A 25140-nucleotide genomic window follows, 5' to 3' on the forward strand; every position below is an offset into this window, starting at 1 on the left:
GGTGGTCATTTTGAATTGGAATCAGGTGGTCACTTTAAATTGGAATTGGGTGGTCAATATCACTGGAATTTGCAATATATCCCAAAACCTTTAAAAATTATTAAACATCATGGGACTGGTAGTTTGGAACAGATAGCCAATGAAATTTTAGGACTGACCAAAATGAATTGGAATTCTCTAAACATGTATTCTCAATTACCTGCAACTATCTCATCTTCGAATGATATTGCCAGAATTGGAAAATTAATTGAAAATAAAGAAAAGATTGAATACGATTATAGATATTTTATATAACTATGTAAATTAGTTAATATGTATAAGTACAAAATATAATTAATACATTAAATATGGTTGGAGATATAAAACACATAGTTGTTATACAAAGTTTGTTTGATGGTGATAAAAAAACAGGTGAAGAGCTTTATAATGATACCATTAAAATGCAAATTGAATATGTACAGGCACAAGATATTAAAATGTCACATGCTTTTCACAATGTTGAAGATAAAGAAGCTTTAATAGAAGTATTAATGTACTATGGTGTTAACTCTTCTTATATGCAAGGAGGTTTAGTTATACATTTGGAAATACATGGTCTGGATAATTTACAAGGATTAATTCTAAAAAACAACTCAACTATAACTTGGGAGGTGTTATCAGATTTATTTAGAGTTATTAATGTTAATACTTGTAATAAATTATATATAACCATGGCTACTTGTTATGGAAGATATTTATATAAAGGTATTGACCCTAAAAAGAAATCTCCATATTCAGGTTATATATCAGCTAGTCAAGAAGTAACAACTGGTGAAGTTATGGAAGATTTCACAATGCTTTTTCATTTACTTATAGGAAATGCTAATTTAGTCAAATCATATATTAAGCTAGATAAAAGAGGCTCAAATTTTTATTACAAAGATAGCAAGAGAGTTTTCGAAGAGAATTTTCAATTCGTTTTGGAGAAACTTAAAACCGATAAAAGTATTAAAGATGAAACATTAAAATTTGCAAGAGAGCAATCTAAAAAAAATGGTGAGCCAGATGCTGACGAAGAAATGGGGAATTATATATTTGAAAAATCCTTAAGAGATATTTATAAAATTCATAGTGATGCATTCAAATTTGACTGTTAATTTTAAATAATTAAAACCCTTCAAATATTCCTAGTCCAAATAAAGCAAAATCATATTTGACTGGGTCATTGGGGTCGAGAATTCTTAAATTAGTATCTAATTCTAACAAAGCTTTTCCATCGTTTTGTTTTCTTTGTAAAAGTCCTAATTTCCGTGCTACATTACCAGAATGTACATCGAGAGGGCAAGATAGTTTTGATGGTGAAATGTTTTTCCAAATACCTAAGTCGACTCCAGTATTATCATTTCTAATGAACCACCTCAAACACATATTAATTCTCTTTGCTACTGAACCTTTGTTTGGGTCTGCTACATGTTTTCTAGTACGGGGCTGATGTGGGATTTCAAAAAAAACCTCATTAAGAGCATGTATTGCTGGCTGAAGTGAAGTCTCTGTTTGGTTGTCAATGAAAATTTGTTGCAAACCACCTTTATTATTATAAATATGTTTTAAAGCTCTTATGAAAAGTTTAAAATCCTCAGCATTAAATGTTCTATGAACAAATCCTTCTAATCGCTCCAACTGAAACTCTTCATGACTCATAACAAAATCATAGGGTGAATCACCTAACAAGTCCATCATACGGTGACCGTTTTTAGTAATCATCGTTCTGTTACCCCAAGCTATTGTTGAAGCCAAGAAACCAGCAATTTCAATATCTTCTTTTAATGTATAGCGATGAGGTACACTTATAGGGTCAGGTTCAATGAAATCAATGGTGTTATATTGAAGAACTTTGGCGTCGAGGAAGTCTTTTAATTCATTTTCAGGGATTACCATGTTTTACTGGTTTTAAAGCTTTAATTCAAAGCAAATATAATTCTTTATCATTTTAAAAGCATACTACCTTAATTACCCGTGCTTACATGTTGATGCGTTTTGCCGCGGAACCATTCATGGGATCTGAAACATGCTTTTGAGTACGGTATTGGTGTGGAATTTCAAAGAATGTTTTCTTAAACTCAGAGATACTCTTTTGAATCGATTCTGGTTCTTGATGTTTAGAGAAAACAGCTTCGAGACCGTTATGGTTTTTGTAAATATTCTGTAGGCTTTTTATAAAACTTCTAAAATCTTGTCCGTTAAAAGTGCGATGTACAAAAGGCTCTAATCTTTGCAAATCATCATCAGAATGAGACATCACGAAGTCATAAGGAGCATTGCCCATCAAGTCAATCATGCGATGGGAATTTTTGATAATCATGGTTCGATTCCCCCAGGCAATGGTTGCGCTTAGAAAACCTGCAATTTCAATATCTTCTTTTCGAGTAAAGAGATGGGGTATTTGCACCGGATCACTTTCTATAAAATCGAGGGTGTTGTATTGCAGTACTTTTTCGTCGAGAAAATCTTTAAGTTCTGATTTTTTCATTATTGGAACCGGATGAAATATATTAATACAGATTGACGCAAATTGTTGACAAATCACTAATTATTGCAAATACACTTAGCCCAGATAGAAGTGGAAATCCTTTTATCAGGCTTTTCGACTGCTAAAAAGATTGTAACAAATAGCTGGAAAAAGCTCCTAATTACTAATTTGGCCATCGACCATTATCAGTTTTCTGTCCGCCATATTAGCTAGTTCCTCATTATGGGTTACAATCACAAAAGTTTGACCAAATTCATCACGCAGTTTAAAAAATAATTGGTGCAGGTTTTCAGCAGATGCGGTATCAAGATTACCAGATGGCTCATCTGCAAATATAATTGCTGGTTTGTTGATCAAAGCCCTGGCTACTGCTACACGTTGTTGTTCTCCTCCAGAAAGCTCATTGGGTTTGTGATTCAGCCGGTGAGATAACCCAAGAAAATCTAATAATTTTTTAGCCTCTGTTTCTGTTTCGTGTTTGGACTTATTAGCAATGAAAGCGGGAATACATACGTTTTCTAATGCCGTAAACTCAGGTAATAATTGATGAAATTGGAAGATAAAACCAAGGTTCAAATTTCTAAATTTGGAGAGGCTTTTATCGTTCATCGTTAGAATGTCTTCGTTGTTGATGCGAAGTTCTATTTCCTTTTCTGTTGAAGGTCTGTCCAAAGTCCCAAGGATTTGCAAAAGTGTTGTTTTGCCTGCTCCGGATGCCCCAACAATAGAAACGATTTCTCCTTTTTTTATATGTAAATCCACTCCTTTTAAAACATGGAGTTGGTCGTAATATTTGTGCAAATTCTTGGCATAGATCATAAGAAGGTATTTCTGCAAAGAAACAAAGATTTAAATGAATATTAAATGGCTTACAAAATAATTTTCATAAGACAAACTATAAAATTTAGTTAATAAGAAATAGGGGAGTCTTTTTAATAGCCTAAATTTGATTTATAATGATTTAGTAAGAACAGCTATACTGGATTAAAATATAGAATAGTTCTAATTTCATGACGGTTAAAATAAAAATGAGGTTATTTTACCTCAAATAAAAGTATATAATAAAATGGAAATACAAGAAAAGATGGAAGTAGCTACGTTTGCAGGAGGTTGTTTTTGGTGTACAGAAGCTGTTTTCTTGGAATTAGCAGGTGTAAGCAGCGTTATTTCGGGTTATATTGGTGGAAAGACAATTGATCCAACGTACAAAGAAATATGTGGAGGAGAGACAGGCCATGCTGAAGCAATTGAGATCACTTTTGATCCTGAAAAAATTTCATTTGGAGAACTTCTGGAAATATTTTTTGCTACCCACGATCCTACGACAATAAATCGCCAAGGTAATGATGTGGGAACGCAGTACCGAAGTGAAATTTTTTATCACAACGAGGAACAGAAAAAGATAGCTGAGGACTATATTAATTTAATGACAAGTGAAGATACTTTTGGGAAGCGAATAGTTACCAAGATTTCGGCAGCGTCAAAATTTTATGAAGCAGAAGATTATCATCAAAATTATTATAACGATAATAAATCTCAAGGTTATTGCTCTTATATCATTACTCCTAAAATAGAAAAATTAAAAAAAGTTTACAACGATAAACTTAAAAAGTAATGGAGAAAGAAGTCATTGCGGTTAGCAGAAATACTAAAAAGAAAAATTTACTGTTAGGCATTTTATTTGATGCCATAGGAATGCTGTCTTTTACTGTACCTATGGTTGGTGAATTTTCAGATGTTATTTGGGCACCTGTAGCGGCTTATCTAATGACTAAAATGTATAAAGGAACGGCAGGAAAAGTAGGAGGTGTGGTGACTTTTATTGAAGAGATTTTTCCCTTCACGGATTTTATTCCCTCTTTTACACTAATGTGGTTTTACAGTTATGTTATAAAAAGAGAGAGTGGGAGTTAGGTTTGTTTATTTTTTAAAAAGGAAGCCTAATCCCATACTTCTCAGCATTTTCTTTTCAAATGCCCAAAAGAATTTAAATTGTCCCAGTAGGGATCCTATCAAAACCAAGAGTACTTGATATAATGGAAAAATTATAAGCAATCGAACTGGTGTGTACCAGAAACCGAAGTCTTCTTTCATAATTCCCAACCAAAAACAAACTGGCTTTGATAGCCAAGCCGAAGTAGAACCGGTTATTGCAAAGACAATAAATATAATTGTTAGTTGAAAATTGGATTCAATTTTCCAACGTTTTTTTAATTCCTTCATTTTTATTTATAATGATTACAAATATAGTAACATTATCTCTGAGGAACATAACCAAAAAGTTTTTGTTTATAGGTATTTTGAAAATAGACCATATAGTTGTAAATTAAATAATTTACCTCATAGCCATAATCAACATTTGAATTATAGTTAATGGACATTTCATAAAGATTGGGATTGTAACGGAAAGGTTGTAAAACTCTACTATTCCATTCGCTAACCCATAATCTGTTTTTATTTTCTAAATAGGACTGCGAGTGATAATTTCGAGGGAAAGCTCTTGATGCTAGCCAAGTACTAAACCCCGGGTCAATTATAATTACTTCATATTCCAGTGCATCATTAGCAATTCTTACTGTGTCGTTTGCCATTGCAGGACTTAAGTCATCAGACTTTGCGACAGTATTCTTTACAGAGGTACAACCTATTAAAGTAACTAAGAGAATTAGTAAGATGTACGATATGTTTTTCATAATGGTATGATTTAATCTTAAAATTACAAAATTAAATTACTGGTAGTTAGTATTTTAACATAAAAAAAGCCAGTAATCTATGATAGCTGGCTTTTTATAAGTTTAATTTTTATTATTTTCCAAATAAACTTCCTAGTGAATCACCTAAGCCGCCTCCATTTTTTTTAAGTGCTTCCATGGCATCGGCAACATCAACTTTTCCATCAGCATTTTGGTCTAAGCCAAATTGACCTCCGTATTTAGAAATGGTATCCATAATTCCAGCATTAGTACCGTTGCCAGATATAGCTCCAATAATATCGGAAATTTCAAAGCTTGAGTCATTAGGATCTTTTGCTTTCGATACAAGTGCATTCAAAATTTTTGGTATTAAAGTAGTCGCTACTTCAGACGCAGCTACACTATTCAATCCAAATTTTTCTCCTAAATTACCCGTAAGTTGTTCCGTAAGTTTTTGTACTATCGGATTTGCTTTATCCTGAGCATTGTTTCCTTGGAATAACTCTCCTAATTGGCTTATGTTACCTTCTGCAACTACTTTTTGTAGTCCAGTAACTATTGAAGAGCTTGCTTCATTTATTACTGCTTCGTTTTGTTCATTTGGGATAGCATCATTTTTGACTACCGCATCTACTCCAAACTGTTGTGCTAATTGTGTTAATTGTTCGAACATTTTTCAGTTTTTTTATTGGTTCACCACAATTTACAAAAAAAAGGGGATTATTAAATAAAATTAATAATCCCCTTTTGTATATAAGTGAAATAATTACTTCAATAAACTGATAATTTGTGAAGCAAGTTCTGTTCCAATTCTATCTTGTGCTTCTCCGGTAGCTGCTCCAATATGCGGAGTCAATGAAATTTTAGGATTCATTAAAATAGTCATTTCTGGAGTTGGTTCGTTTTCAAAAACATCTAATCCAGCAAATAATACTTTTCCGCTGTCTAATGCTTTTACTAATGCTACTTCGTCAATAACACCACCACGAGCACAGTTTACAATACCTACACCATCTTTCATGATGGCTAGTTCTTTTTCTCCAATGATGTAACCATCTTGAGCAGGAACGTGTAAAGTAATGAAATCAGCTTCTTTAAATAAAGATTCTAATGATTGAGAAACGATTGTTGTTGTGATAGATTGTCCGTCAAAGAATGCAACTTTTACATCAACTTGCGGAATAAAACTATCAGCAGCGATCACTTTCATACCTAATCCAAGAGCCATTTTAGCAGTAGCTTGACCAATACGACCAATACCTACAATACCAAGAGTTTTTCCTCTTAATTCAACACCATTAGCGTATGCTTTTTTCAAACCATCAAAGTTTGAATCTCCTTCAAGAGGCATATTTCTGTTAGAATCATGCAAGAAACGTACACCAGAAAATAAATGAGCAAAAACTAATTCAGCCACTGATTCTGATGAAGATGCCGGCGTATTGATAACATGAATCCCTTTGCTTTTAGCATAATCCACATCAATATTGTCCATTCCTACACCACCACGACCAATGATTTTTAAGCCTGGGCAAGCATCAATAATATCTTTACGAACTTTAGTTGCGCTTCTTACAAGAACTACGTCTACGTTGTTTTCGTTTACAAAGTTAGCTACTTGTTCTTGTGCTACTTTTGTTGTAATTACTTCAAATCCACCTTTTTCTAAAGCTAGAATTCCACTTTTTGAAATTCCGTCGTTTGCTAATACTTTCATTATATTTTTTTTGTTTAATTTGTTTAATGTTTAATTTGTTTAAAGTTGTTTAATTTAACTTTAAACTTTTAAACTTTAAACTTTGTTTTCCAATTCTTTCATGACATCAACTAAAACTTGAACGCTTTCAATAGGCAATGCGTTATACATAGACGCTCTGTAACCACCTACTGAACGGTGTCCAGGAAGTCCAGATATTCCTGCAGCTTTCCACATCGCATCAAAAGTTTCTGTATGTGCAGCATCATTTAATAAGAAAGTTGCATTCATGTTAGAACGGTCTTCAACCGCTGCAGCTCCTTTAAATAATGGGTTTCTATCTATTTCGCCATATAATAATGCCGCTTTTGCGTTGTTTAATTTCTCAACAGCAGCAACTCCACCAAGTTTTTTCAACCATTGCAAAGTTAATAGTGAAGCATAAACAGGAAAAACAGGAGGCGTATTGTACATGCTCTCTGCTTTAATATGTTTTTCATAATCTAATATGCTTGGAATAGTTCTACCTGATTTACCTAGAATTTCTTCTTTTACGATAACCAAAGTAGTTCCTGCAGGACCCATATTTTTTTGAGCTCCGGCATAGATTATGTCAAATTTTGTAAAGTCCAATACTCTGGAAAATATATCAGAACTCATATCACATACAATTGGCATGTCTAATGATGGAAATTCTTTTATTTGAGTTCCAAAAATGGTGTTGTTACTCGTACAGTGAAAATAATCTGCATCAGCAGGTACTGTATATCCTTTTGGAATGTGATTGTAGTTTTCTTCTTTTGAAGAAGCAACAACAACAGTTTCTCCAAAGAATTTTGCTTCTTTTATTGCTCCGCTAGCCCATGTACCTGAATCAAGATAAGCTGCTTTACCACCTTCTTTCATTAAGTTGTAAGGTACCATTAGAAATTCTAAGCTTGCTCCTCCTGCAAGGAAAAGTGCTTTGTATCCTTTACCTTCTAATCCTAATAATTCTAGTGCAAGTGCTCTGGCTTCATCCATTACCGCTACAAAATCTTTACTTCTGTGCGATATCTCTAAAATTGATAAACCAGAATCGTTAAAATCTAATATTGCTTGTGCTGATTTTTCAAAAACTTCTTGCGGTAAAATGCATGGTCCTGCGCTGTAGTTGTGTTTTTTCATGGTGTAGTTTGTGTCCAAAAAATTAAAACGCAAATTTCGGCAATAGGACTTTAAAAAGCGTTAATTATTTCGGAATTATTAAACATATTTCCACTATGTTGTTAACAAAAACGAAATAGTATCGACATTATCTGCATAATTCCATAATTCAGGATGTTGTGTTTGTCCAAAATCAATACTGTTTTCAATCAATTTATCACTTACAATACATTGAATTTGGTCGCTTTCAGCTTCTAATCGCGTTTTCAAATCGTTGATGTCATCATAGAATTCATAAAACACACTCGAAATAGGAGAGGCAGGGCTTTTATCTTCTTTTAAAGTCAAAAAACCATTGTCTAATAGTTTGAAATTACTCATTAGAAAAACAGCCTTGTTGTAATCATAATTGTTAGCATATTTTTCATAATGGATAACATCCTGATATTCAAAAATAGCTTCAAAAAAAGCATCAAAAGAATATCCTTTTGGTACAAACAGTTTAGATACATTGCGACATCCTAAACCAAAATAACGGAAGATATCTTCCCCTAAAGCAACTAGCTGCTCTTTGGTTTCTTTTCCGCTTAAAACGGCAACTGAGTTTCTGCTTTTTCTTATTATTGAAGGCTTGTCTTTAAAGTAATATTCAAAATATCGAGCCGTATTATTGCTTCCGGTAGCTATTACGGCATCAAAGTTTTCTAATTTCCCTTCGACAAAACTTATTTTATCAGCAAATCTTGGTTCAATTGATATAATGTATTTTGCTAAAAACGGGAGCAGGTGTTGGTCGTTAGAAGATGTTTTAACCAAAACATTATTTCCAGACATTAAAACAGATAGAAAGTCATGAAAACCAACTAATGGAATGTTTCCCGCTAAAATTAAAGCGATGTTTTTAGATTTTGTTGTATCTATAGTGTAAGCGGAAAGCCATTGATTTAAGTTTTCCTCTGTAAGTGCTTTGGCCCAAGACTGAATGGAAAAATAAACCTGTTCTGGAGTATACCAACCATTATGTGACTGCGATAATTTAATCAGATCAATAAAGGACTCAAAAAACAGATCGTTGTTTAAAACGTCAGGATTTTCAATGGTATTATCTTCAGAAAATTGGCTTAAGAATTTTCCTAATTCAACAAAAATACTTTTTTTTGTTTCTAATGTCATAATGTTTGCTTATGAATTGTTTTGATTGTAATTTTGCACAAAAATAAGCTTTAATAACTCGAAAGTCAAAAGTCTTAAAGTCAAAAGTGACTTACCAAGGTTCTTTTTAGCTCGAATAATAAATACTATAGCAAAATGGCAATAATAATAACTGACGAATGTATTAATTGTGGGGCCTGTGAACCAGAGTGTCCAAATACAGCAATATATGAAGGTGCAGATGATTGGAGATATAAAGATGGTACTAAATTATCAGGGAAAGTAATTTTACAGGATGGTACTGAGGTGGATGCTGATGATGCGCAAACGCCTATATCTGATGAAGTATATTACATTGTTCCAGGAAAATGTACAGAATGTAAAGGATTTCATGATGAGCCACAATGTGCCGCTGTATGTCCGGTAGATTGTTGTATTCCTGATGATGATCATGTGGAAACAGAAGAAACATTATTGAGTAGACAAGCATTCTTACATAATGAATAGATTCTTTGATTGTAAGAACCAGAATAGAAATAAAAAAATCCTGTTCGCTACGGCGAACAGGATTTTTTATTTAAAGACTAAATTTTTATAACAGGCTTGTCATTATTTTGCAATAATATACGTAGAAATAGTTACTGTATCTGTAGCCTCATCATAACTCTCTAAAACTAGATTACCATCTGCAGTAAAATAACCATAAGAGGTTTTATCTTTTGCTTTGTAGATATAATTATTGTTTGAGGTTTTTCTTAAAACGGCTGATTTAGTACCGTTAGGTGAGAACATTGTATATCCACCATTGTCACTTGTAACCTGATATTTTTTGCCGTCTAATTCATAATAAGCTGATCGGTCAACAGAAATAATTTTGGTAACTCCGTTTTCTGTGATTTTAGTCGTAGAGGTAACTTCTACCGGACTTTCTTTTACATCCTTATTTAAAACTTTAGAATCAGCATCTTTAAGTTCAATTGCTTGAACTTCTTCTATTTCTTTAGTTTGGATTACTTTTTTAGCACCATCAGAATCTTTTACTGTAGTGATATTAGTTTTGATTTCTGATTTTACATTTTTTTTCTGTGCCTGGATATTTAAAGAAAATAATAAAACGGCCATTCCTAACATTATATTTTTCATGATATTTAATTTTAATGATTTTGTGTTTTACAAATTTAAAACTATTTGGTTTTAAAACAGTTACGTAATTTATGTAAAAGGTTATAATATTCACATTCTCTTTTTTGCTATAATTACGTAAGTGTCGTAAGCATAGGTTTTTCGGTCTATGGTTTTTATTATTTCAAAATTATTTAAATATAGGAATAGTTGCATTTCATTTAGTGTAAATACACGAACATTAGAAAAATCATCAGCTATTAGGTTTTTTACGCCATTTATATCAGTGTAGTATTTTGCTCGCCATTCCACCATAAAGTTGTCTGCGGTAGTCGTTTCCCAGTGGCTTTCTCTTATGTAATTTATTCCCTCGTACTGTGCTTGATGTATGATTTTTTGATTTTCTTTTATATAAGGGATAAACCGATTGGCATCAATAAAATCAAATGCAATTATTCCTTCCTCAGTAATATTGTTATATAGTGAAGCGAAGGTTTCTTCCATATCCTCGTTTGTCGTCAAGTAGCTGGTGGATCTGCCAGTGATAATTATAGCATCTACTTTTTTTTCAAGATTAAAATCCCGCATATCTCCTTGAATGAAAGTGCAATTCTTATTTCGTTCTCTTGCAATAGAGATCATACTCTCGCTATAATCAAGTCCTATATAATCTTGCTGGTTTTCTTTAAATCTTTTGGCTAGGTTGCCTGTTCCGCTGCCTATTTCTAGAATGGATTTGCAATTGTTTTCCTTAATAAAAGTATTATAGAATTCATACTCTTCATCATAATCAACAAAGGTCTGATACATGGCATCATATATTTCGGCCATTTTTCCGTGGTAGAGAGTTGCCATATTTTTTCGTTTAGAAGTGTATATTACTTTCGTTTGAAGTGATATTGCAGTGCAGGATATGGAGCATAAACAATAGGTTTTAAACGCTTTATAAATTTATGAAAAAATAGTATCTAAAAAAAGGGCTATCCGATGGATAGCCCTTTTGAATTATTCGATAATCGAATTAGAATTTATAGTTCAATGATAAGTTAAACATTGTTCCTAGTTGACTAAAATGATATCCATCATACGTCATTTGAGAATAACGTTGGTTAAAAGTAATCAAGTTAGATTGATTTTGTACCAGTAAAGGATCGCTTAATAGTACAGTACCAGCTGCGTTTTCAGCTTTGAATTCCCATTCTGGTAAAACATTTAATAAGTTGTTTACATTTAATGATAAAGTAAGTTTTTCTGTAGCAGAAAATGTAACTCCTAAGTCAGTAACGATTTTAGGAATAAACTCAGTTCTTAAGTCTGAACTCAGACCAGCTTGGTTAAATGTAGTCTTTCCAAAATAAGTATTGTTAAGAGAAAAACCAAATTTTCCAATTTCGTAGTTCGATCCTAAGATCCATTTTGTTTCTGGTCTTGAAGTAAACATTAAAGACTCAAGTGTTTGACTGAAGTTCTCGCTTTTTACTGGAGAAATTCTTTCATTTTGAAAAGTGATATTTCCAGATAAATTGAATCCTAATTTTCCTTTACCTAATAAAATATTATTGTAATTAGCAACTACATCTAATCCAGAAGTTCTTGAATCGAATGAGTTTTCAAACCAAGCTACATTACCATAAGGTGTTTCAACAATATCTCCTAAGATAATTCTGTCTTCTACTTTGATATTGTAATAATCAACTGTGAAATTAAAGTCTCTAGAAGGTTTAACACCTATTCCAATCGTTACGTTAGTTGATTTTTCAGCATCTAATTTTGGAACACCAATTAAACGTGCCTGAGGAGAAACGTTATTAATAATACCACTTACTTGAATTCCTTGTCCTGCAACGAAAGAATATTGTGATTTTTGAGTGTAAATTTGGTGTAAGGTAGGTGCTCTAAATCCTGTAGACAAAGATCCTCTCAATGTTACTTTGTCGTCTGCAAACTTATATCTAGAACTTAATTTCCAAACAGTAGCTCCACCAAAATCGCTATAATCTTCATAACGAACTGTACCGTTGATTAAGAAATCTTCAGTTACATCATACGCAACATCAAAATAACCACCTATGTTGTAACGGTTCCATTTACCTGAGTTTTCAGGTCTGTTTCCAGCAAATGAATCAGCTCCAGATCCATCCCATGAAGCCTTATCGCCTTCGATAACTTCAAATGTTTCTGATCTGATCTCAGAACCAAAACCAATGCTTATTTTGTCTGATAAAATCTTAGAGATATCTAAATTACCTACAATATGATTGAAAGAAGTTCCTCCTGGATTGAAAGAAATAGGACTATATTCTCTATATACATTTTCGCCATCGGCGTCTTTTGTGTCAGATGGATTGTGAGAGTTGTCTACATTATACCTTTGAGTATTACCACCCACTGTAACACTTGCATCAGTATTCCAACCGTTTTGAACTGATTTGTAACCTAAAGTAGCATTATAGTCGTTCAAGTCCCCTGTGAATGTAGGAACATAACCTTTGTAAGATGCTGCAGTTCCGTCTCCAAAGAAATCCTTTAAATAAGGAAGGCTTGATAATTGTTTCCAATATGGAGTTCTGTAGTTAGCAAACGAGTTTACTTTTTTGTAAACATAGGCTGCATTATAATACATTTGAGTGTTTTCAGATAAATCAAATCCACCGTTTACTAAGAATTTTGCTGCAGCAGTTTCAGGAGAACCGTTAATGTTTCCAGCATCTGGAGTCGTAGCAAGGAAATTATTTATTTGTACTATCCCGGCAGCGTTATCTGCTTTAATAGATGTTGAAGTTGCGCCGTTCACATAATTATTAGGATCATTAGGATTAACGTAAATAAAATCAGCATATTCTCCACCTGAAAGCGGTTTGTTGTCTGGCCCAAGATTCGTTGTTCCTCCATCAACTTTACCAGGTCTGTTTGCTTGGTTTACTTTTGAAAAGTCTAATGTATAATTTATAAAACCTTTACCATTCCCTACTTCAGAACCATTGTTAAGACTTACTCCGTACATTTCACCGTCTCCTTCAGAAGTTACTCCACTTCTTACTGTTACTGATCCGCCGTTTGTGCTTTTCTTCAAGATAATATTCATTACCCCAGCAATTGCATCAGAACCGTATTGAGCCGAAGCACCGTCACGAAGTATCTCTACTCTTTCGATAGCGTCAGTAGGTATAGCTGAGATATCAGCACCTGTTTCACCACGTCCTGGAGATGTTTGAACGTAAAGTAATGAACTTAAGTTCTTACGCTTTCCATTAATAAGAATTAAAGTTCTACTTGGCCCCATGTTTCTAATTTCATAAGGATCTAATAAAGAAGTCGCATCATTAACAGGAGTTTGTACCGTGTTAAAAGAAGGAATCTTGTATTGTAAAGCTTTGTCAAATGACGCTTGTCCAGTTGACGCTAAGTCTTTGGCAGAAATTACATCAATAGGTAGAGCAGTTGTTGTATTACTCCTTTGAGCCGTTCTTGATCCTGTTACTATAATTTCTTGTAATGCTTGTCCTCCTTCTTCTGACAGGACAACATCAATTTTAGAACCTATGGCAACTTTTTCTACTTTGGCAAAACCAATGTAGCTAAAAACGATTGTTGCCCCTTCTTTTACTTTCATTTTATAAGCACCATCAATATCAGTAGAAACTCCGTTGTTGGTTCCTTTTTCGACGATGTTAACTCCAGGAAGAGGAGCGCCTGAATTGTCTTTTACTACCCCAGAAATTTCTTTTTGTGCAAAAAGAAAACTGACGTTTAACAGTAAAAATAATAATGTGATTTTTTTCATAATAAATTTAATTTGGTTTTTGTTTGGTTTGATTCACTGCAAGATACATTTTATTTAACAAAAAATTAAGAGTATATTAAAGTTTTATTCAAAAAATGTGATATTAGTTATTTCTAAATGTTAATTTATTATACTGATAAATTGTAGTAATTTTAATTATTAAATATGTAAAACTTTAAAATATACTTTGCAATTACATTAATCTATTGATTATGCTGTCTAAGATTTATTAAATATTATATTTGCAAAATTTTAAAGTAAACATTAGAACTTATAACGGTAAAATGTTATATGTAAACATAACTATCATGAAAGCAGGAATTGTAGGATTACCAAATGTTGGAAAATCAACATTATTTAATTGTTTGTCAAATGCAAAAGCGCAAAGTGCAAATTTTCCTTTTTGTACAATTGAACCTAATATAGGTGTTGTAAATGTACCAGACCCAAGAATTGAAAAATTAGAGGAACTAGTTAAACCGGAGCGTGTGCAAATGGCGACTGTTGATATTGTAGATATCGCAGGATTAGTAAAAGGAGCCAGTAAAGGAGAAGGTTTAGGGAATCAATTTCTAGGTAACATTAGAGAGTGTAATGCTATTATTCATGTACTGCGTTGTTTTGATAATGACAACATCGTTCACGTTGATGGGAATGTAAACCCAATTAGAGATAAGGAAACTATCGATATTGAGTTGCAGTTAAAAGATCTTGAGAACGTAGAAAAACGTTTAGAAAAAGTAAACCGTGCTGCCAAAACTGGAAACAAAGAAGCGCAAGTTGAAAAAGCACTTTTAGACCGAATTAGAGAGACTTTGCTTCAAGCTAAATCAGCTAGAACGGTAGCACCTCAAAATAATGATGAAGAAGCTTTAATGGAAGCTTTTCAATTGATTACGGCAAAACCAGTTTTGTATGTATGTAATGTAGATGAGAATTCAGCTGTAAGCGGAAATAAATATGTAGATCAGGTTCGTGAATTAGTAAAAGACGAAGATGCTGAGGTTATTATTCTTTCGGTAGGAGCAGAGGCTGATATTACAGAATTAGAAAGTTATGAAGAGCGTCAAGTTTTTCTTGAAGATATGGGTTTAAGTGAGCCGGGTGCTTCTGTTTTAATTAGAGCTGCTTATAAATTATTGAAACAACAAACTTACTTTACAGCTGGTGTAAAAGAAGTTAGAGCTTGGACAATAGATGTAGGTTCTACTGCGCCACAAGCTGCAGGAGTAATTCATACCGATTTCGAAAAAGGATTTATTCGTGCCGAAGTAATTGCTTACGAAGATTTCGTTCATTACGGTTCAGAAGCAAAATGTAAAGAAGCAGGAAAATTCAAAGTAGAAGGAAAAGAATATATTGTTAAAGATGGCGATGTAATGCATTTTAGATTTAACGTGTAGTTTCTGGAAAACAGAAAATAGAGCAAAGAATATAGAATATAGAAAGAAACCTGCAAAAGTAATTTTGCGGGTTTTTTTGTACCCATTTCCCGCTTTCCACTACAAGATTTTGCCATCTTGCTTTTTTTATAAGGCAAAAAAGGAGCTTCCTCTGGTTGCTCTTTTTTGCCAATAAAAAAATAGGCAATCCTGTTAATATGCTTTTCGTTTCAATCGCGGGTAAAGAGGAAAGAGTAAAGAAGCAAGAGAAAAGAGAGTTTTTTAAAAATCAGCGAATTAGCAGTAAATAAAACGAAAAGCCTACTCAATCTGTGATCTAATTTCATTATTTTTATAAAAAACTAGAACTATGAAAATTATAGCCTTTGGCGCAAGCCCCAGTAAAAACTCCATTAATAAAAAATTAGCTACCTACGCTGCCAGTTTATTTAAAAACGGGGAAATAGAAGTGCTTGATTTAAACGCGTACCAGATGCCTCTTTTTAGTGTAGATATTGAAGAGCAAATTGGGCAGCATCCTTTGGCACAAAAATTTTTGGATAAAATTGCTACTGCGGATGTTTTAGTGGTTTCAATGGCGGAAAATAACGGAAATTATTCTGTGGCTTTCAAAAATGTTTTTGATTGGTGTACCAGAATAAATGCCAAAGTTTTTCAAGAGAAACCCATGCTGCTTATGGCGACTTCGACTGGAGCAAAAGCGGGCGCAAATGTATTGGGAATAGCTAAAGACGCTTTCCCTTATTACGGTGGAAATATCAAAGCAACGTTTTTACTGCCTAGTTTTGATGCTAATTTCGATATTAAAAACGGTAAAATTACCAATCCCGAATTCGATAATCAATTGAAAGAAATTGTGATAAATTTCCAAATTTAAACGTATAATTGTTCTCTTTAAGTGTAAAATTGTTTGTAAAAGCGATTGTCAATATCATTTTTAATAACTTTGAGGGCTTACTCTTTTAAAATATATTGAGATATCCTATATTAGCACAAAATCCACAAAATTTAAAATGTCAGATCAAAATCAGTATACCGAAGATAATATTCGATCGCTCGACTGGAAAGAACACATCCGTATGCGTCCTGGTATGTATATTGGGAAATTGGGAGATGGATCTTCGGCAGATGACGGGATTTATATTCTTCTAAAAGAAGTGCTAGATAACTGTATCGATGAATTCGTTATGGGAGCTGGTAAAACCATCGAAGTAACTATTAAGGATAAAACGGTTACCGTTAGGGATTACGGTCGTGGAATTCCTCTAGGAAAAGTGATTGACGTCGTTTCTAAGATGAACACCGGTGGGAAATACGATTCCTTAGCGTTTAAGAAATCTGTTGGTTTGAACGGAGTAGGAACAAAAGCAGTAAATGCTTTGTCTAATTACTTTCGTGTTGAATCTGTTCGCGATGACAAACAAAAAGCCGCCGAATTTTCAGCAGGTAATTTGATGTTGGAAGAGGATGTGATTGATACTACGAAGAGAAAAGGAACCAAGGTAACTTTTATCCCGGATGAAGCCATTTTTAAAAATTACAAATACCGTTATGAGTATGTAATTAAGATGTTGAAGAATTATTGTTACCTAAATAATGGATTGACGATAGTATTTAACGGAGAAAAATATTTTTCTGAAAATGGTCTGAAAGACTTATTGGAAGAAACAATTCATGCTGATGATTTAGAATACCCGATCATTCACTTGAAAGGAGAGGATATTGAGATCGCATTAACACACAGTAAAACGCAATATAGCGAAGAATACCATTCATTTGTAAACGGACAAAATACCACACAAGGAGGAACGCATCTTGTGGCTTATCGTGAAGCTATTGTAAAAACCATCCGTGAGTTTTACAACAAAAGTTTTGAAGCCTCAGATGTGCGAAAATCGATCGTGAGTGCGATTAGTATAAAAGTGATGGAGCCGGTATTTGAATCTCAGACGAAAACCAAATTGGGTTCTACTGATATTGGATCAGAACCAGGGATGCCTTCTGTACGTACTTTTGTTAATGATTTTGTAAAAACTAAATTAGACAATTACCTACATAAAAATACCGCAACTGCCGATGCTTTGCTTCGCAAAATTCTTCAGGCAGAACGCGAACGAAAAGAATTGTCTGGTATTCGAAAATTAGCCAAAGACCGAGCTAAAAAATCGAATTTACACAATAAAAAACTAAGAGATTGTCGTGCGCACCTTACCGATACTAAAAACCCAAGGAACCTGGAAAGTACGCTTTTTATTACTGAGGGAGACTCTGCATCGGGTTCGATTACGAAATCTAGGGATGTGAATACACAAGCCGTTTTTAGTTTGCGTGGAAAGCCGTTGAATTCCTACGGCATGAGCAAAAAAATTGTTTATGAAAATGAGGAATTTAATTTATTGCAGGCTGCGTTAGACATTGAAGATGATATGGAAAACTTGCGTTACAATAATATTGTGATTGCAACGGATGCCGATGTCGATGGAATGCACATTCGCTTATTATTGATTACTTTCTTTCTACAATTTTTTCCTGAATTAATAAAAGATGGGCATTTGTATATTTTGCAAACACCTCTTTTTAGAGTTCGAAATAAGAAAGAAACTATTTATTGCTATTCTGAGGACGAACGAAAAGCAGCCATTGAAAAACTAAAACCGAAACCAGAAATCACCCGATTTAAAGGTTTGGGAGAGATATCACCAGATGAGTTTAAAAACTTTATTGGAGATACGATTCGTCTTGATCCCGTTATGATGGATAAAAATACCTCTATTGAACAATTGTTGTCTTTCTACATGGGGAAAAATACGCCAGACCGACAAGAATTTATCATCAAAAACTTGAAGGTGGAGTTGGACGTGATTGACGCCGTTTAAAATTAAAAATGGCAAGAACATGATCAAAAAAACACATCTTCTCTATATTGCTTTAACATTTGGTATTGCTTTTTCAGCTATCTTTTTTATAATAAAAAGTAATGATCATAAAGAATGTGAAATTGTGACGAAAAAGTCATTAGATGAAAATGGACGTGAAGTAATAAAAACAACAGAACATGTTTGTAAAGAAAAATATAACATATAAAAAGATACTGAAATAAATTCAGCATAAATGAAAGACGAAGAAGAAGACGATACCATACCCAGTTCAGACGAAGAGAATAGTGCTAAGGAGCAATCTAGTGAAGAAAAGGAAGATGAAATTATAGAAGTGGATCCTAAATCATTTGACGGAGGTCACTTTTATGACAATAATGAAGACAGTCACGATACCATAACCAAAGTTACGGGAATGTATAAGGATTGGTTTCTGGATTATGCTTCTTATGTAATTCTGGAGCGTGCAGTTCCTGCTATTGAAGATGGTTTTAAACCTGTTCAACGTAGAATCATGCACTCTCTAAAAGAGTTAGATGATGGCCGTTATAACAAGGTAGCTAATGTAGTAGGACACACCATGCAGTATCACCCACACGGGGATGCGAGTATTGGTGATGCCATGGTACAAATAGGTCAAAAAGAATTATTGATTGATTGCCAGGGTAACTGGGGGAACATCCTTACTGGAGACAGTGCGGCAGCTTCGCGTTATATTGAAGCTCGATTGTCTAAATTTGCTTTAGAGGTTATTTATAGTCCGAAAATTACAGATTGGGGAATGTCTTATGATGGAAGACGAGCAGAACCCAACAATCTTCCCGTGAAGTTCCCATTGCTTTTAGCACAAGGTGCTGAAGGTATTGCAGTAGGACTTTCTACAAAAGTATTGCCACATAATTTTAATGAGTTAATAGATGCTTCGATAAAAATATTGAAAGGGAAACCTTTTACGATTTATCCGGACTTTATGACCCAAGGTATCGCAGATATCTCAAACTATAATAATGGATTGCGAGGCGGTCGTGTGCGTGTGCGTGCGAAAATTGCCCAGCTGGACAAGAATACCTTAGTGATTACCCAAATTCCGTTTTCGACAAATACGACTACTTTAATTGACAGTATTTTGAAAGCCAATGATAAGGGGAAAATCAAAATCAAAAAAATTGAAGACAACACAGCTGCCGAAGTTGAAATTTTAATTCATCTTTTCCCAGGCGTTTCTCCAGATAAAACCATTGATGCTTTATTTGCTTTCACAGCCTGCGAAACATCTGTAGCGCCTTTAGGCTGTGTGATTGAAGACAATAAACCTTTGTTTATAGGTGTTTCTGATATGTTGAAAATTTCGACAAACAGAACGGTTCAATTACTTAAAAGCGAACTCGAAATTCAACTGAGTGAACTGGAAGAGCAATGGCACTTCTTGTCTTTGGAGCGAATATTTATCGAAAACAAAATCTATCGTGATATCGAGGAAAAAACCACGAGAGAAGATGTGCTACAAGCAGTTGACGATGGTTTAAAACCACACATTAAACATTTAAAACGTGCGATAACAGAAGAAGATATTCTGAGATTATTAGATATCCGAATCATGCGTATCTCTAAATTTGACAGCAATAAAGCACAAGATAAAATTGAAGCTTTAGAAGGAAGTATAGAGCAAGTAAAACACGATTTAGAACATTTAATTGATTTTGCTATTGCCTATTTTGCCAAGCTGAAAGAGAAGTACGGAAAAGGGCGTGAACGCCAAACTGAATTACGTGTTTTTGATGATATTGAAGCTACAAAAGTAGTTTTAAGAAATACTAAATTATACGTTAATAAAGAAGAAGGATTTCTAGGTACGAGTTTGAAAAAAGACGAATACGTTACGGATTGTTCAGATATCGATGATGTTATTGTTTTCCTTCGTGACGGAAGTATGATGGTGACCAAAGTGGATGCCAAAACCTTTGTGGGTAAAGATATTATTCACATCGCTATTTTTGACAAAAGCGACAAACGCACCATTTATAATGTGATTTATCGTGACGGTAAATCAGGACCTTCTTATATAAAGAGATTTAATGTTTCAGCGGTTACCAGAGACAAATTGTATGATTTAGCAAATGGAACCAAAGGCTCGCAAATTCTGTATTTCACTTGCAATCCAAACGGAGAGGCCGAAGTGATAACGATTATATTGCGTCAGATAGGAAGTATCAAGAAATTGAAATTTGATATTGATTTTGCCAAGATGGCTATTAAGGGACGCAGTTCTAAAGGGAATTTAGTTTCTAAATATCCAATTAAGAAAATTGAAATTAAAGAAAAAGGAATATCAACTTTACTACCAAGAAAAGTTTGGTACGACGATACGGTACAAAGACTAAATGTTGATGCAAGAGGAGAATTGTTAGGGGAATTTAGACCTAATGATAAAATTTTGATCATTCAGCAGTCAGGGAAACTAAAAGTAATTACACCAGAATTATCTACTCATTTCGATTCGGATATGGTGGTATTAGAAAAATGGGTTCCAAAAAAGCCGATTTCTGCCATTTATTATGATGGAGAAAAAGAGCGCTATTACATCAAACGCTTTTTGGTAGAAACCGAAAATAAAGAAGAACTTTTTATAACAGAGCATCCCAATTCACAATTAGAAATTGTATCGACTGATTATCGTCCGGTAGTTGAGCTTGTTTTTCCAAAGATAAAAGGAGTTCAAAAGGAAGCAATAACAGTAGATATTGAAGACTTTATCGCGGTGAAAGGATTTAAGGCTTTAGGAAATCAATTAACGACCGATAAGATCAAACAGGTAAATATGTTAGAGCCACTACCTTTTGAAGTTCCAGAAGAAATTGTTCCTGAACGCAGAGTTACAAATGATGATGGTACTGATGTTCAACTCGATGGAGACGGACAAGTCAACTTGTTTTAATTAGTAGATATAAAAAAAGCTCCATATGGAGCTTTTTTTATATCTACTATTATTTTATTTCTTTTTAGAGGCTTTCATATTTATGACTTCTACCATCAATGAGAAAGAGATTGCAAAATACAAATACCCTTTTGGTACTGGAGTTACGTGACTTCCAAAAATAAGCGCGTTTGATAAGTGAGCACTTTCTGTAAGTAGCATAAAACCAATAAGTATTAAAAACGATAACCCCAGAATTTGTATCGAAGGGTGTTTGTTTACAAAACTACCTACAGGAACAGCAAATTGCATCATGATAAGAACTGATATTACCACTGCTGTAATCATGATGTATAAGGCTCCTTCTACACCATTAGTCATACCTACTGCGGTTAGAATACTATCAAAAGAGAAAACTAGGTCAATCATAATGATTTGCACAAGCACATTTTGAAAAGATTTTGTGGCAGCTTTACTTAATTCCTTTTCTTCATGTCCTTTTTCATCCACTTTTTCCCTGATTTCACTGGTGCTTTTATAAATAAGGAATAGACCACCAAGAAGTAAAATTATACTTTGCCCCGTAATTTCGGCTGAAAACCACCTTAAATCGATTGTGAACCACGGTTCTTTCATTTGAATTAATAAATTAATACCAAACAAAAGGGCAATCCTCATAAACATGGCAAGAAACATTCCTATTTTGGTTGCTTTTTTACGACTTTCTACCGGCAATTTACCCGTGGCAATTGAAATGAAAATGATATTGTCTATTCCTAGCACAATTTCCAGGAATGTCAATGTTAACAAGGCGATCCAAGCATCAGGATTTAAAAATACTTCCATTTTAGTTTATTATGAATTGGTGATTATTACAGCTTCGGCTCCGGGTATTTAGTCGGATAATTTTGTTACGGTTCCTTTTTGTTTTCCAGGTATTCCTACCATGCCAAATTCAAAGGTATATGTATTTCCTGAAGTTGTCAAAATTTTCATGTCTATTGACTTTTCCTCAGCCATATTTTTTGGATGCAATTTTTTCAAAATATACTCGCAATCGTTAATCCATCGTATAGATGCCGTATCTGTTTTTCCATCGTAAGTTTCAATTTCGAGGCTGTCATTACGTTCAAAAATGGTTGTTTTTTTAACACCATCCACTTCATATTCAAAACTGAATTTACCGGTTTTAAAATCTTTGCAATTGCGTTCTACATTATAGCAGGAAATAAATACTAGAAGTAATGGAAGTAGGAGTAATTTTTTCATTTTAAATTATTTGTTGGAACTTTGTCCTATTATTAGTTACGATCTATAATTGCTAGGAACGAAGCAATCTTTTGTAGGGATTACTTAATGCTTCATGAAAATAGGTTTTTCACCGTTATCAGCACTCGAGTTAGATTATTTTAATCGTCTTAATTATTCGTCAGTGAAATTTTTAATGCTCTTTTCCTGAGCAAATTTTCCTGAATTATAATGGTTTGATTTATTCTTTGGAATCGATAAGCTCTCCCAATCGTTGGTTTTTAATTGTTTGGCATAAAAGACTATTTGCCCTATGTGATAGGGGTAATGTGCTAATTGCCTATTGATTGCTTCAATGACTGAATGGCCTTCATTACGAATGTATATGATATCTGATAATTGTTCTGGTTGTAAGTTGTTTAAAGCGGTAAATAAACATTCCCATCCTTTTTCCCAGGAATTTAATATTTCCTCTTTTGATAACAAATTATGTGCAAATTCTAGATCTCTATTTCGCCATTCTTTTTCACCATCGGTAGTAAGGAAATCAGTCCAACGAGAGAGCATATTTCCTGAAATATGTTCCACGATTGTTGCAATACTGTTAGTGTCTTCGTTTGTAGTGGTAAAAAGTTGTTCTGGCTCCAGTTGATCCATTGCTTTTTCTCCCAATGTTTTGTAATACAGAAACTGCTTTTTTACACTTGAAAGATAGAGTTCGTTTGTACTCATAGTTACTGAATTTTAATATCATATTTATCCAGAAGCCCAGGTATTCCTTGTGTGGAAAATTTGGCTTTACGCATCGGGTTAAATTCAGGATCAATTTTATAATTGTAAGCCGTCAAGAAATTCACTTCCTTTAATTGTGTATCATTAAAAATAGCGTTGTCTAGATTGCAATTCTCAAAAACCGAATTGGAAAGATTGGCACCAATGAAGCTGACCTCTTTCATCGAGCAAGAATTGAATTTCGTTTTTGGCATTTTCTTGTTAGCAAATGAAGAATAGTCTAGGACGCAATCGTGAAAACTTACCGTAAATAAAAAATCAGTACAGCTGTTAAATTGAATTCCCAATAATTTACAATTGCTAAAATGCACTGTTTTTAAACTCGTTCCCATTAAGCTAGTCATCGATAGATTACAATCGATAAACTCACAATCCATGAAAGTATTATTTGAGAAATCACTATTAGATAAATCGCAATTTTTAAAGACACAGTCTTCAAATTCGCGATTGCTGACTTTTTTGTCGATAAAAACAATTTTTTCAAATGTTTTTTGAATGTGAATTAAGTCTTCCATTAGTCGTTGAATATGCCTTTCATAATTGTTTTTAATCCTAAATACATTAAATACATGGCTCCCAGACAGGCGGCAATACCGATTGCTAAAACGAGATAATGCCAGCCGTTTTCCTTGTTGCTGAAGGCGTTGTAAATAATTGACGGACCTATAAATAACAGAGGCAAAGCACCAGTTAAATATTTAATTCCTTTGGATAGAAGTTCTTTATTGGTTGCCATTGTTTTTTTTGTTTTCCGTTTAAAGTTTCAAGTTGTTTTGTAAACTGAAAACTATTTACTGTTTATTATTATAAAATTCAACTGCTTTCCTAACGCTTCCGTGTTCTTGTAATAAGGTGGAACCTTCTTCATAACTCACGGGAATTTCTCCCATAATCATTTTTACCCCACGATCAATGAGTTTAGTATTACTAAGCTGCATGTCGACCATTTTGTTGCCTTTTACTTTGCCGAGTTGGATCATCGTAGCTGTCGAAATCATGTTTAAAACTAATTTTTGTGCTGTTCCAGCCTTCATTCTGGAGTCCAGTTACAAATTCCGGTCCTACCACAACGTCAATAGGAAACTGTGCTGTTTGTGAAAGCGGACTTCCTGCATTACAAGAAATACTTCCTGTGATAATATTATGTTGGTTACAGGCCTCTAATCCACCAATAACATAAGGTGTTGTTCCTGATGCAGCGATACCTATCACGATATCATTCTCATTTATATTATGCTGTTGTAAATCTTTCCAAGCCTGCGTAGCGTTGTCTTCAGCATTTTCTACGGCTGTGCGAATTGCCTTATCTCCACCGGCGATAATCCCGTTTACCAAGTCGGGAGGAACGCCAAAAGTAGGTGGACATTCTGAAGCATCCAAGATGCCTAATCGTCCCGAAGTTCCGGCACCAATGTAGAATAACCTTCCACCCAATTTCATTTTAGCTACAATTTGACTTACTAAAGTTTCAATTTGAGGTAGAGCTTTTTCAACAGCATAAGGAACGGTTTTATCCTCCTGATTGATATTAGCAAGCAGTTCCTGTACAGACATTTTTTCCAGATGTTCGTATTTTGAGGATTGTTCGGTGGTTTTCGTAAATGTCATTTTTTCTTTAATATTCAATTTTTGTATGCGTAACCTTAGATAACTCTTTTAGGAATAACTCGCAAGTTGTCCTTTTCGTATGTGAGGTATAGTCCTGAAGCCTCGGGAGAAATCTTTTTTATATGGAGATAACAAAATAAAAAAGATTACAACGTCCCAATTAATATCGGGAAGTCCGATTTTTATGGACACATCCA

Annotated in this window: 25 protein-coding genes and 3 pseudogenes; 10 read left to right on the forward strand and 18 right to left on the reverse strand. The window is 33.8% G+C overall.

Translation table 11 applies throughout. The features are described from left to right. Both QO200_RS16320 and QO200_RS16325 read left to right on the forward strand, forming a co-directional pair. Positions 1 to 294 (forward strand): annotated as a pseudogene (locus tag QO200_RS16320) (hypothetical protein); the annotation flags it as partial. Positions 295 to 347: 53 nt separating this feature from the next. Further along, positions 348 to 1136 carry a hypothetical protein gene (locus tag QO200_RS16325; protein ID WP_371542204.1) on the forward strand — a complete coding sequence of 263 codons (789 nt, stop codon included), beginning with the start codon at positions 348 to 350 and terminating at the stop codon, positions 1134 to 1136. 10 nt (positions 1137 to 1146) lie between these two features. On the opposite strand, the gene QO200_RS16330 is transcribed toward QO200_RS16325, so the two are convergent. From QO200_RS16330 to QO200_RS16340, 3 genes and pseudogenes are all read right to left on the reverse strand, one after another. After that, positions 1147 to 1911: a TIGR02757 family protein gene (locus QO200_RS16330; protein ID WP_371542348.1), complete on the reverse strand. Its 765-nt coding sequence runs from the start codon at positions 1909 to 1911 to the stop codon at positions 1147 to 1149. Positions 1912 to 2002: 91 nt separating this feature from the next. Next, a pseudogene (locus QO200_RS16335) lies at positions 2003 to 2509 on the reverse strand (DUF2400 domain-containing protein); the annotation flags it as partial. Positions 2510 to 2665: 156 nt separating this feature from the next. Continuing rightward, positions 2666 to 3328, reverse strand: coding sequence for an ABC transporter ATP-binding protein (locus QO200_RS16340; RefSeq protein WP_371542351.1), 663 nt, complete (start codon positions 3326 to 3328; stop codon positions 2666 to 2668). Positions 3329 to 3575: 247 nt separating this feature from the next. On the opposite strand from QO200_RS16340, the gene msrA reads away from it, so the two are divergent. Both msrA and QO200_RS16350 read left to right on the forward strand, forming a co-directional pair. Beyond that, the gene (msrA, locus tag QO200_RS16345) at positions 3576 to 4124 is read left to right on the forward strand and encodes a peptide-methionine (S)-S-oxide reductase MsrA (RefSeq protein ID WP_371542207.1); all 549 of its coding nucleotides are present in this window, start codon (positions 3576 to 3578) and stop codon (positions 4122 to 4124) included. Beyond that, positions 4124 to 4423, forward strand: a complete 300-nt coding sequence (locus tag QO200_RS16350) for a hypothetical protein (protein WP_371542210.1) — start codon at positions 4124 to 4126, stop codon at positions 4421 to 4423. Before msrA ends, QO200_RS16350 begins: the two co-directional genes overlap by 1 nt. Before the next feature lie 6 nt (positions 4424 to 4429). On the opposite strand, the gene QO200_RS16355 is transcribed toward QO200_RS16350, so the two are convergent. From QO200_RS16355 to QO200_RS16380, 6 genes are all read right to left on the reverse strand, one after another. After that, positions 4430 to 4732, reverse strand: a complete 303-nt coding sequence (locus QO200_RS16355; protein WP_371542213.1) for a DUF6787 family protein — start codon at positions 4730 to 4732, stop codon at positions 4430 to 4432. A gap of 32 nt (positions 4733 to 4764) precedes the next feature. Further along, a complete protein-coding gene (locus QO200_RS16360) occupies positions 4765 to 5202 on the reverse strand; it encodes a DUF6146 family protein (protein WP_371542216.1) in 438 nt (145 codons plus the stop codon). 112 nt (positions 5203 to 5314) lie between these two features. After that, entirely contained in the window at positions 5315 to 5875 is a 561-nt protein-coding gene (locus QO200_RS16365; RefSeq protein WP_371542219.1) for a DUF937 domain-containing protein, read from the reverse strand. Positions 5876 to 5968: 93 nt separating this feature from the next. Further along, positions 5969 to 6919: a D-2-hydroxyacid dehydrogenase gene (locus tag QO200_RS16370; RefSeq protein ID WP_371542222.1), complete on the reverse strand. Its 951-nt coding sequence runs from the start codon at positions 6917 to 6919 to the stop codon at positions 5969 to 5971. Positions 6920 to 6994: 75 nt separating this feature from the next. Then, complete coding sequence (gene serC, locus QO200_RS16375; RefSeq protein ID WP_371542225.1) at positions 6995 to 8065, reverse strand: 3-phosphoserine/phosphohydroxythreonine transaminase; 1071 nt, start codon at positions 8063 to 8065, stop codon at positions 6995 to 6997. Between the two features lie 93 nt (positions 8066 to 8158). Further along, a complete protein-coding gene (locus tag QO200_RS16380; RefSeq protein WP_371542228.1) occupies positions 8159 to 9217 on the reverse strand; it encodes an acyl-CoA reductase in 1059 nt (352 codons plus the stop codon). Between the two features lie 135 nt (positions 9218 to 9352). On the opposite strand from QO200_RS16380, the gene QO200_RS16385 reads away from it, so the two are divergent. Continuing rightward, on the forward strand, positions 9353 to 9703 hold the full coding sequence (locus QO200_RS16385) for a 4Fe-4S dicluster domain-containing protein (RefSeq protein WP_371542230.1): 351 nt from the start codon (positions 9353 to 9355) through the stop codon (positions 9701 to 9703). Positions 9704 to 9805: 102 nt separating this feature from the next. Here the strand turns inward: QO200_RS16385 and QO200_RS16390 are convergent, their stop codons facing one another. The 3 genes from QO200_RS16390 to QO200_RS16400 all read right to left on the reverse strand — a co-directional run bounded on the left by QO200_RS16390 (position 9806) and on the right by QO200_RS16400 (position 14102). Then, positions 9806 to 10339: a hypothetical protein gene (locus QO200_RS16390; RefSeq protein WP_371542233.1), complete on the reverse strand. Its 534-nt coding sequence runs from the start codon at positions 10337 to 10339 to the stop codon at positions 9806 to 9808. Positions 10340 to 10429: 90 nt separating this feature from the next. Beyond that, positions 10430 to 11173 (reverse strand): class I SAM-dependent methyltransferase, encoded by a 744-nt coding sequence (locus QO200_RS16395; protein WP_371542236.1) that lies wholly within the window; start codon positions 11171 to 11173, stop codon positions 10430 to 10432. A 166-nt stretch (positions 11174 to 11339) separates the two neighbouring features. Then, positions 11340 to 14102, reverse strand: coding sequence for a TonB-dependent receptor domain-containing protein (locus tag QO200_RS16400; RefSeq protein WP_371542239.1), 2763 nt, complete (start codon positions 14100 to 14102; stop codon positions 11340 to 11342). A gap of 308 nt (positions 14103 to 14410) precedes the next feature. Here QO200_RS16400 and ychF point away from each other — a divergent pair, with 308 nt between their 5' ends. The 5 genes from ychF (at position 14411) to QO200_RS16425 (ending at position 21316) form a co-directional block, all read left to right on the forward strand. Continuing rightward, on the forward strand, positions 14411 to 15505 hold the full coding sequence (ychF, locus tag QO200_RS16405; RefSeq protein WP_371542242.1) for a redox-regulated ATPase YchF: 1095 nt from the start codon (positions 14411 to 14413) through the stop codon (positions 15503 to 15505). A gap of 349 nt (positions 15506 to 15854) precedes the next feature. Further along, positions 15855 to 16382 carry an NADPH-dependent FMN reductase gene (locus QO200_RS16410; RefSeq protein WP_371542244.1) on the forward strand — a complete coding sequence of 176 codons (528 nt, stop codon included), beginning with the start codon at positions 15855 to 15857 and terminating at the stop codon, positions 16380 to 16382. A gap of 136 nt (positions 16383 to 16518) precedes the next feature. Continuing rightward, positions 16519 to 18381 (forward strand): DNA topoisomerase IV subunit B, encoded by a 1863-nt coding sequence (locus QO200_RS16415; protein WP_371542247.1) that lies wholly within the window; start codon positions 16519 to 16521, stop codon positions 18379 to 18381. A gap of 19 nt (positions 18382 to 18400) precedes the next feature. Further along, entirely contained in the window at positions 18401 to 18589 is a 189-nt protein-coding gene (locus QO200_RS16420) for a hypothetical protein (RefSeq protein ID WP_371542250.1), read from the forward strand. Positions 18590 to 18616: 27 nt separating this feature from the next. After that, positions 18617 to 21316 carry a DNA gyrase/topoisomerase IV subunit A gene (locus QO200_RS16425; RefSeq protein WP_371542252.1) on the forward strand — a complete coding sequence of 900 codons (2700 nt, stop codon included), beginning with the start codon at positions 18617 to 18619 and terminating at the stop codon, positions 21314 to 21316. A 54-nt stretch (positions 21317 to 21370) separates the two neighbouring features. Here the strand turns inward: QO200_RS16425 and QO200_RS16430 are convergent, their stop codons facing one another. The 6 genes and pseudogenes from QO200_RS16430 to murQ all read right to left on the reverse strand — a co-directional run bounded on the left by QO200_RS16430 (position 21371) and on the right by murQ (position 24943). Next, positions 21371 to 22141 (reverse strand): TerC family protein, encoded by a 771-nt coding sequence (locus QO200_RS16430; RefSeq protein WP_371542255.1) that lies wholly within the window; start codon positions 22139 to 22141, stop codon positions 21371 to 21373. A gap of 48 nt (positions 22142 to 22189) precedes the next feature. Beyond that, entirely contained in the window at positions 22190 to 22564 is a 375-nt protein-coding gene (locus QO200_RS16435; protein WP_371542257.1) for a DNA topoisomerase IV, read from the reverse strand. A 153-nt stretch (positions 22565 to 22717) separates the two neighbouring features. After that, positions 22718 to 23275 carry a DUF1572 family protein gene (locus QO200_RS16440; protein WP_371542260.1) on the reverse strand — a complete coding sequence of 186 codons (558 nt, stop codon included), beginning with the start codon at positions 23273 to 23275 and terminating at the stop codon, positions 22718 to 22720. Between the two features lie 2 nt (positions 23276 to 23277). Continuing rightward, positions 23278 to 23850, reverse strand: a complete 573-nt coding sequence (locus tag QO200_RS16445; protein WP_371542263.1) for a pentapeptide repeat-containing protein — start codon at positions 23848 to 23850, stop codon at positions 23278 to 23280. Then, positions 23850 to 24071, reverse strand: coding sequence for a DUF6095 family protein (locus QO200_RS16450; protein WP_371542266.1), 222 nt, complete (start codon positions 24069 to 24071; stop codon positions 23850 to 23852). The genes QO200_RS16445 and QO200_RS16450 overlap by 1 nt, the downstream gene beginning before the upstream one ends. A 55-nt stretch (positions 24072 to 24126) precedes the next feature. Continuing rightward, positions 24127 to 24943: pseudogene (gene murQ / locus QO200_RS16455) on the reverse strand (N-acetylmuramic acid 6-phosphate etherase). Positions 24944 to 25140: the final 197 nt, after the last annotated feature.

Origin of the sequence: Flavobacterium sp. Arc3, from assembly GCF_041431375.1 — a bacterium.
GTDB lineage: Bacteria > Bacteroidota > Bacteroidia > Flavobacteriales > Flavobacteriaceae > Flavobacterium.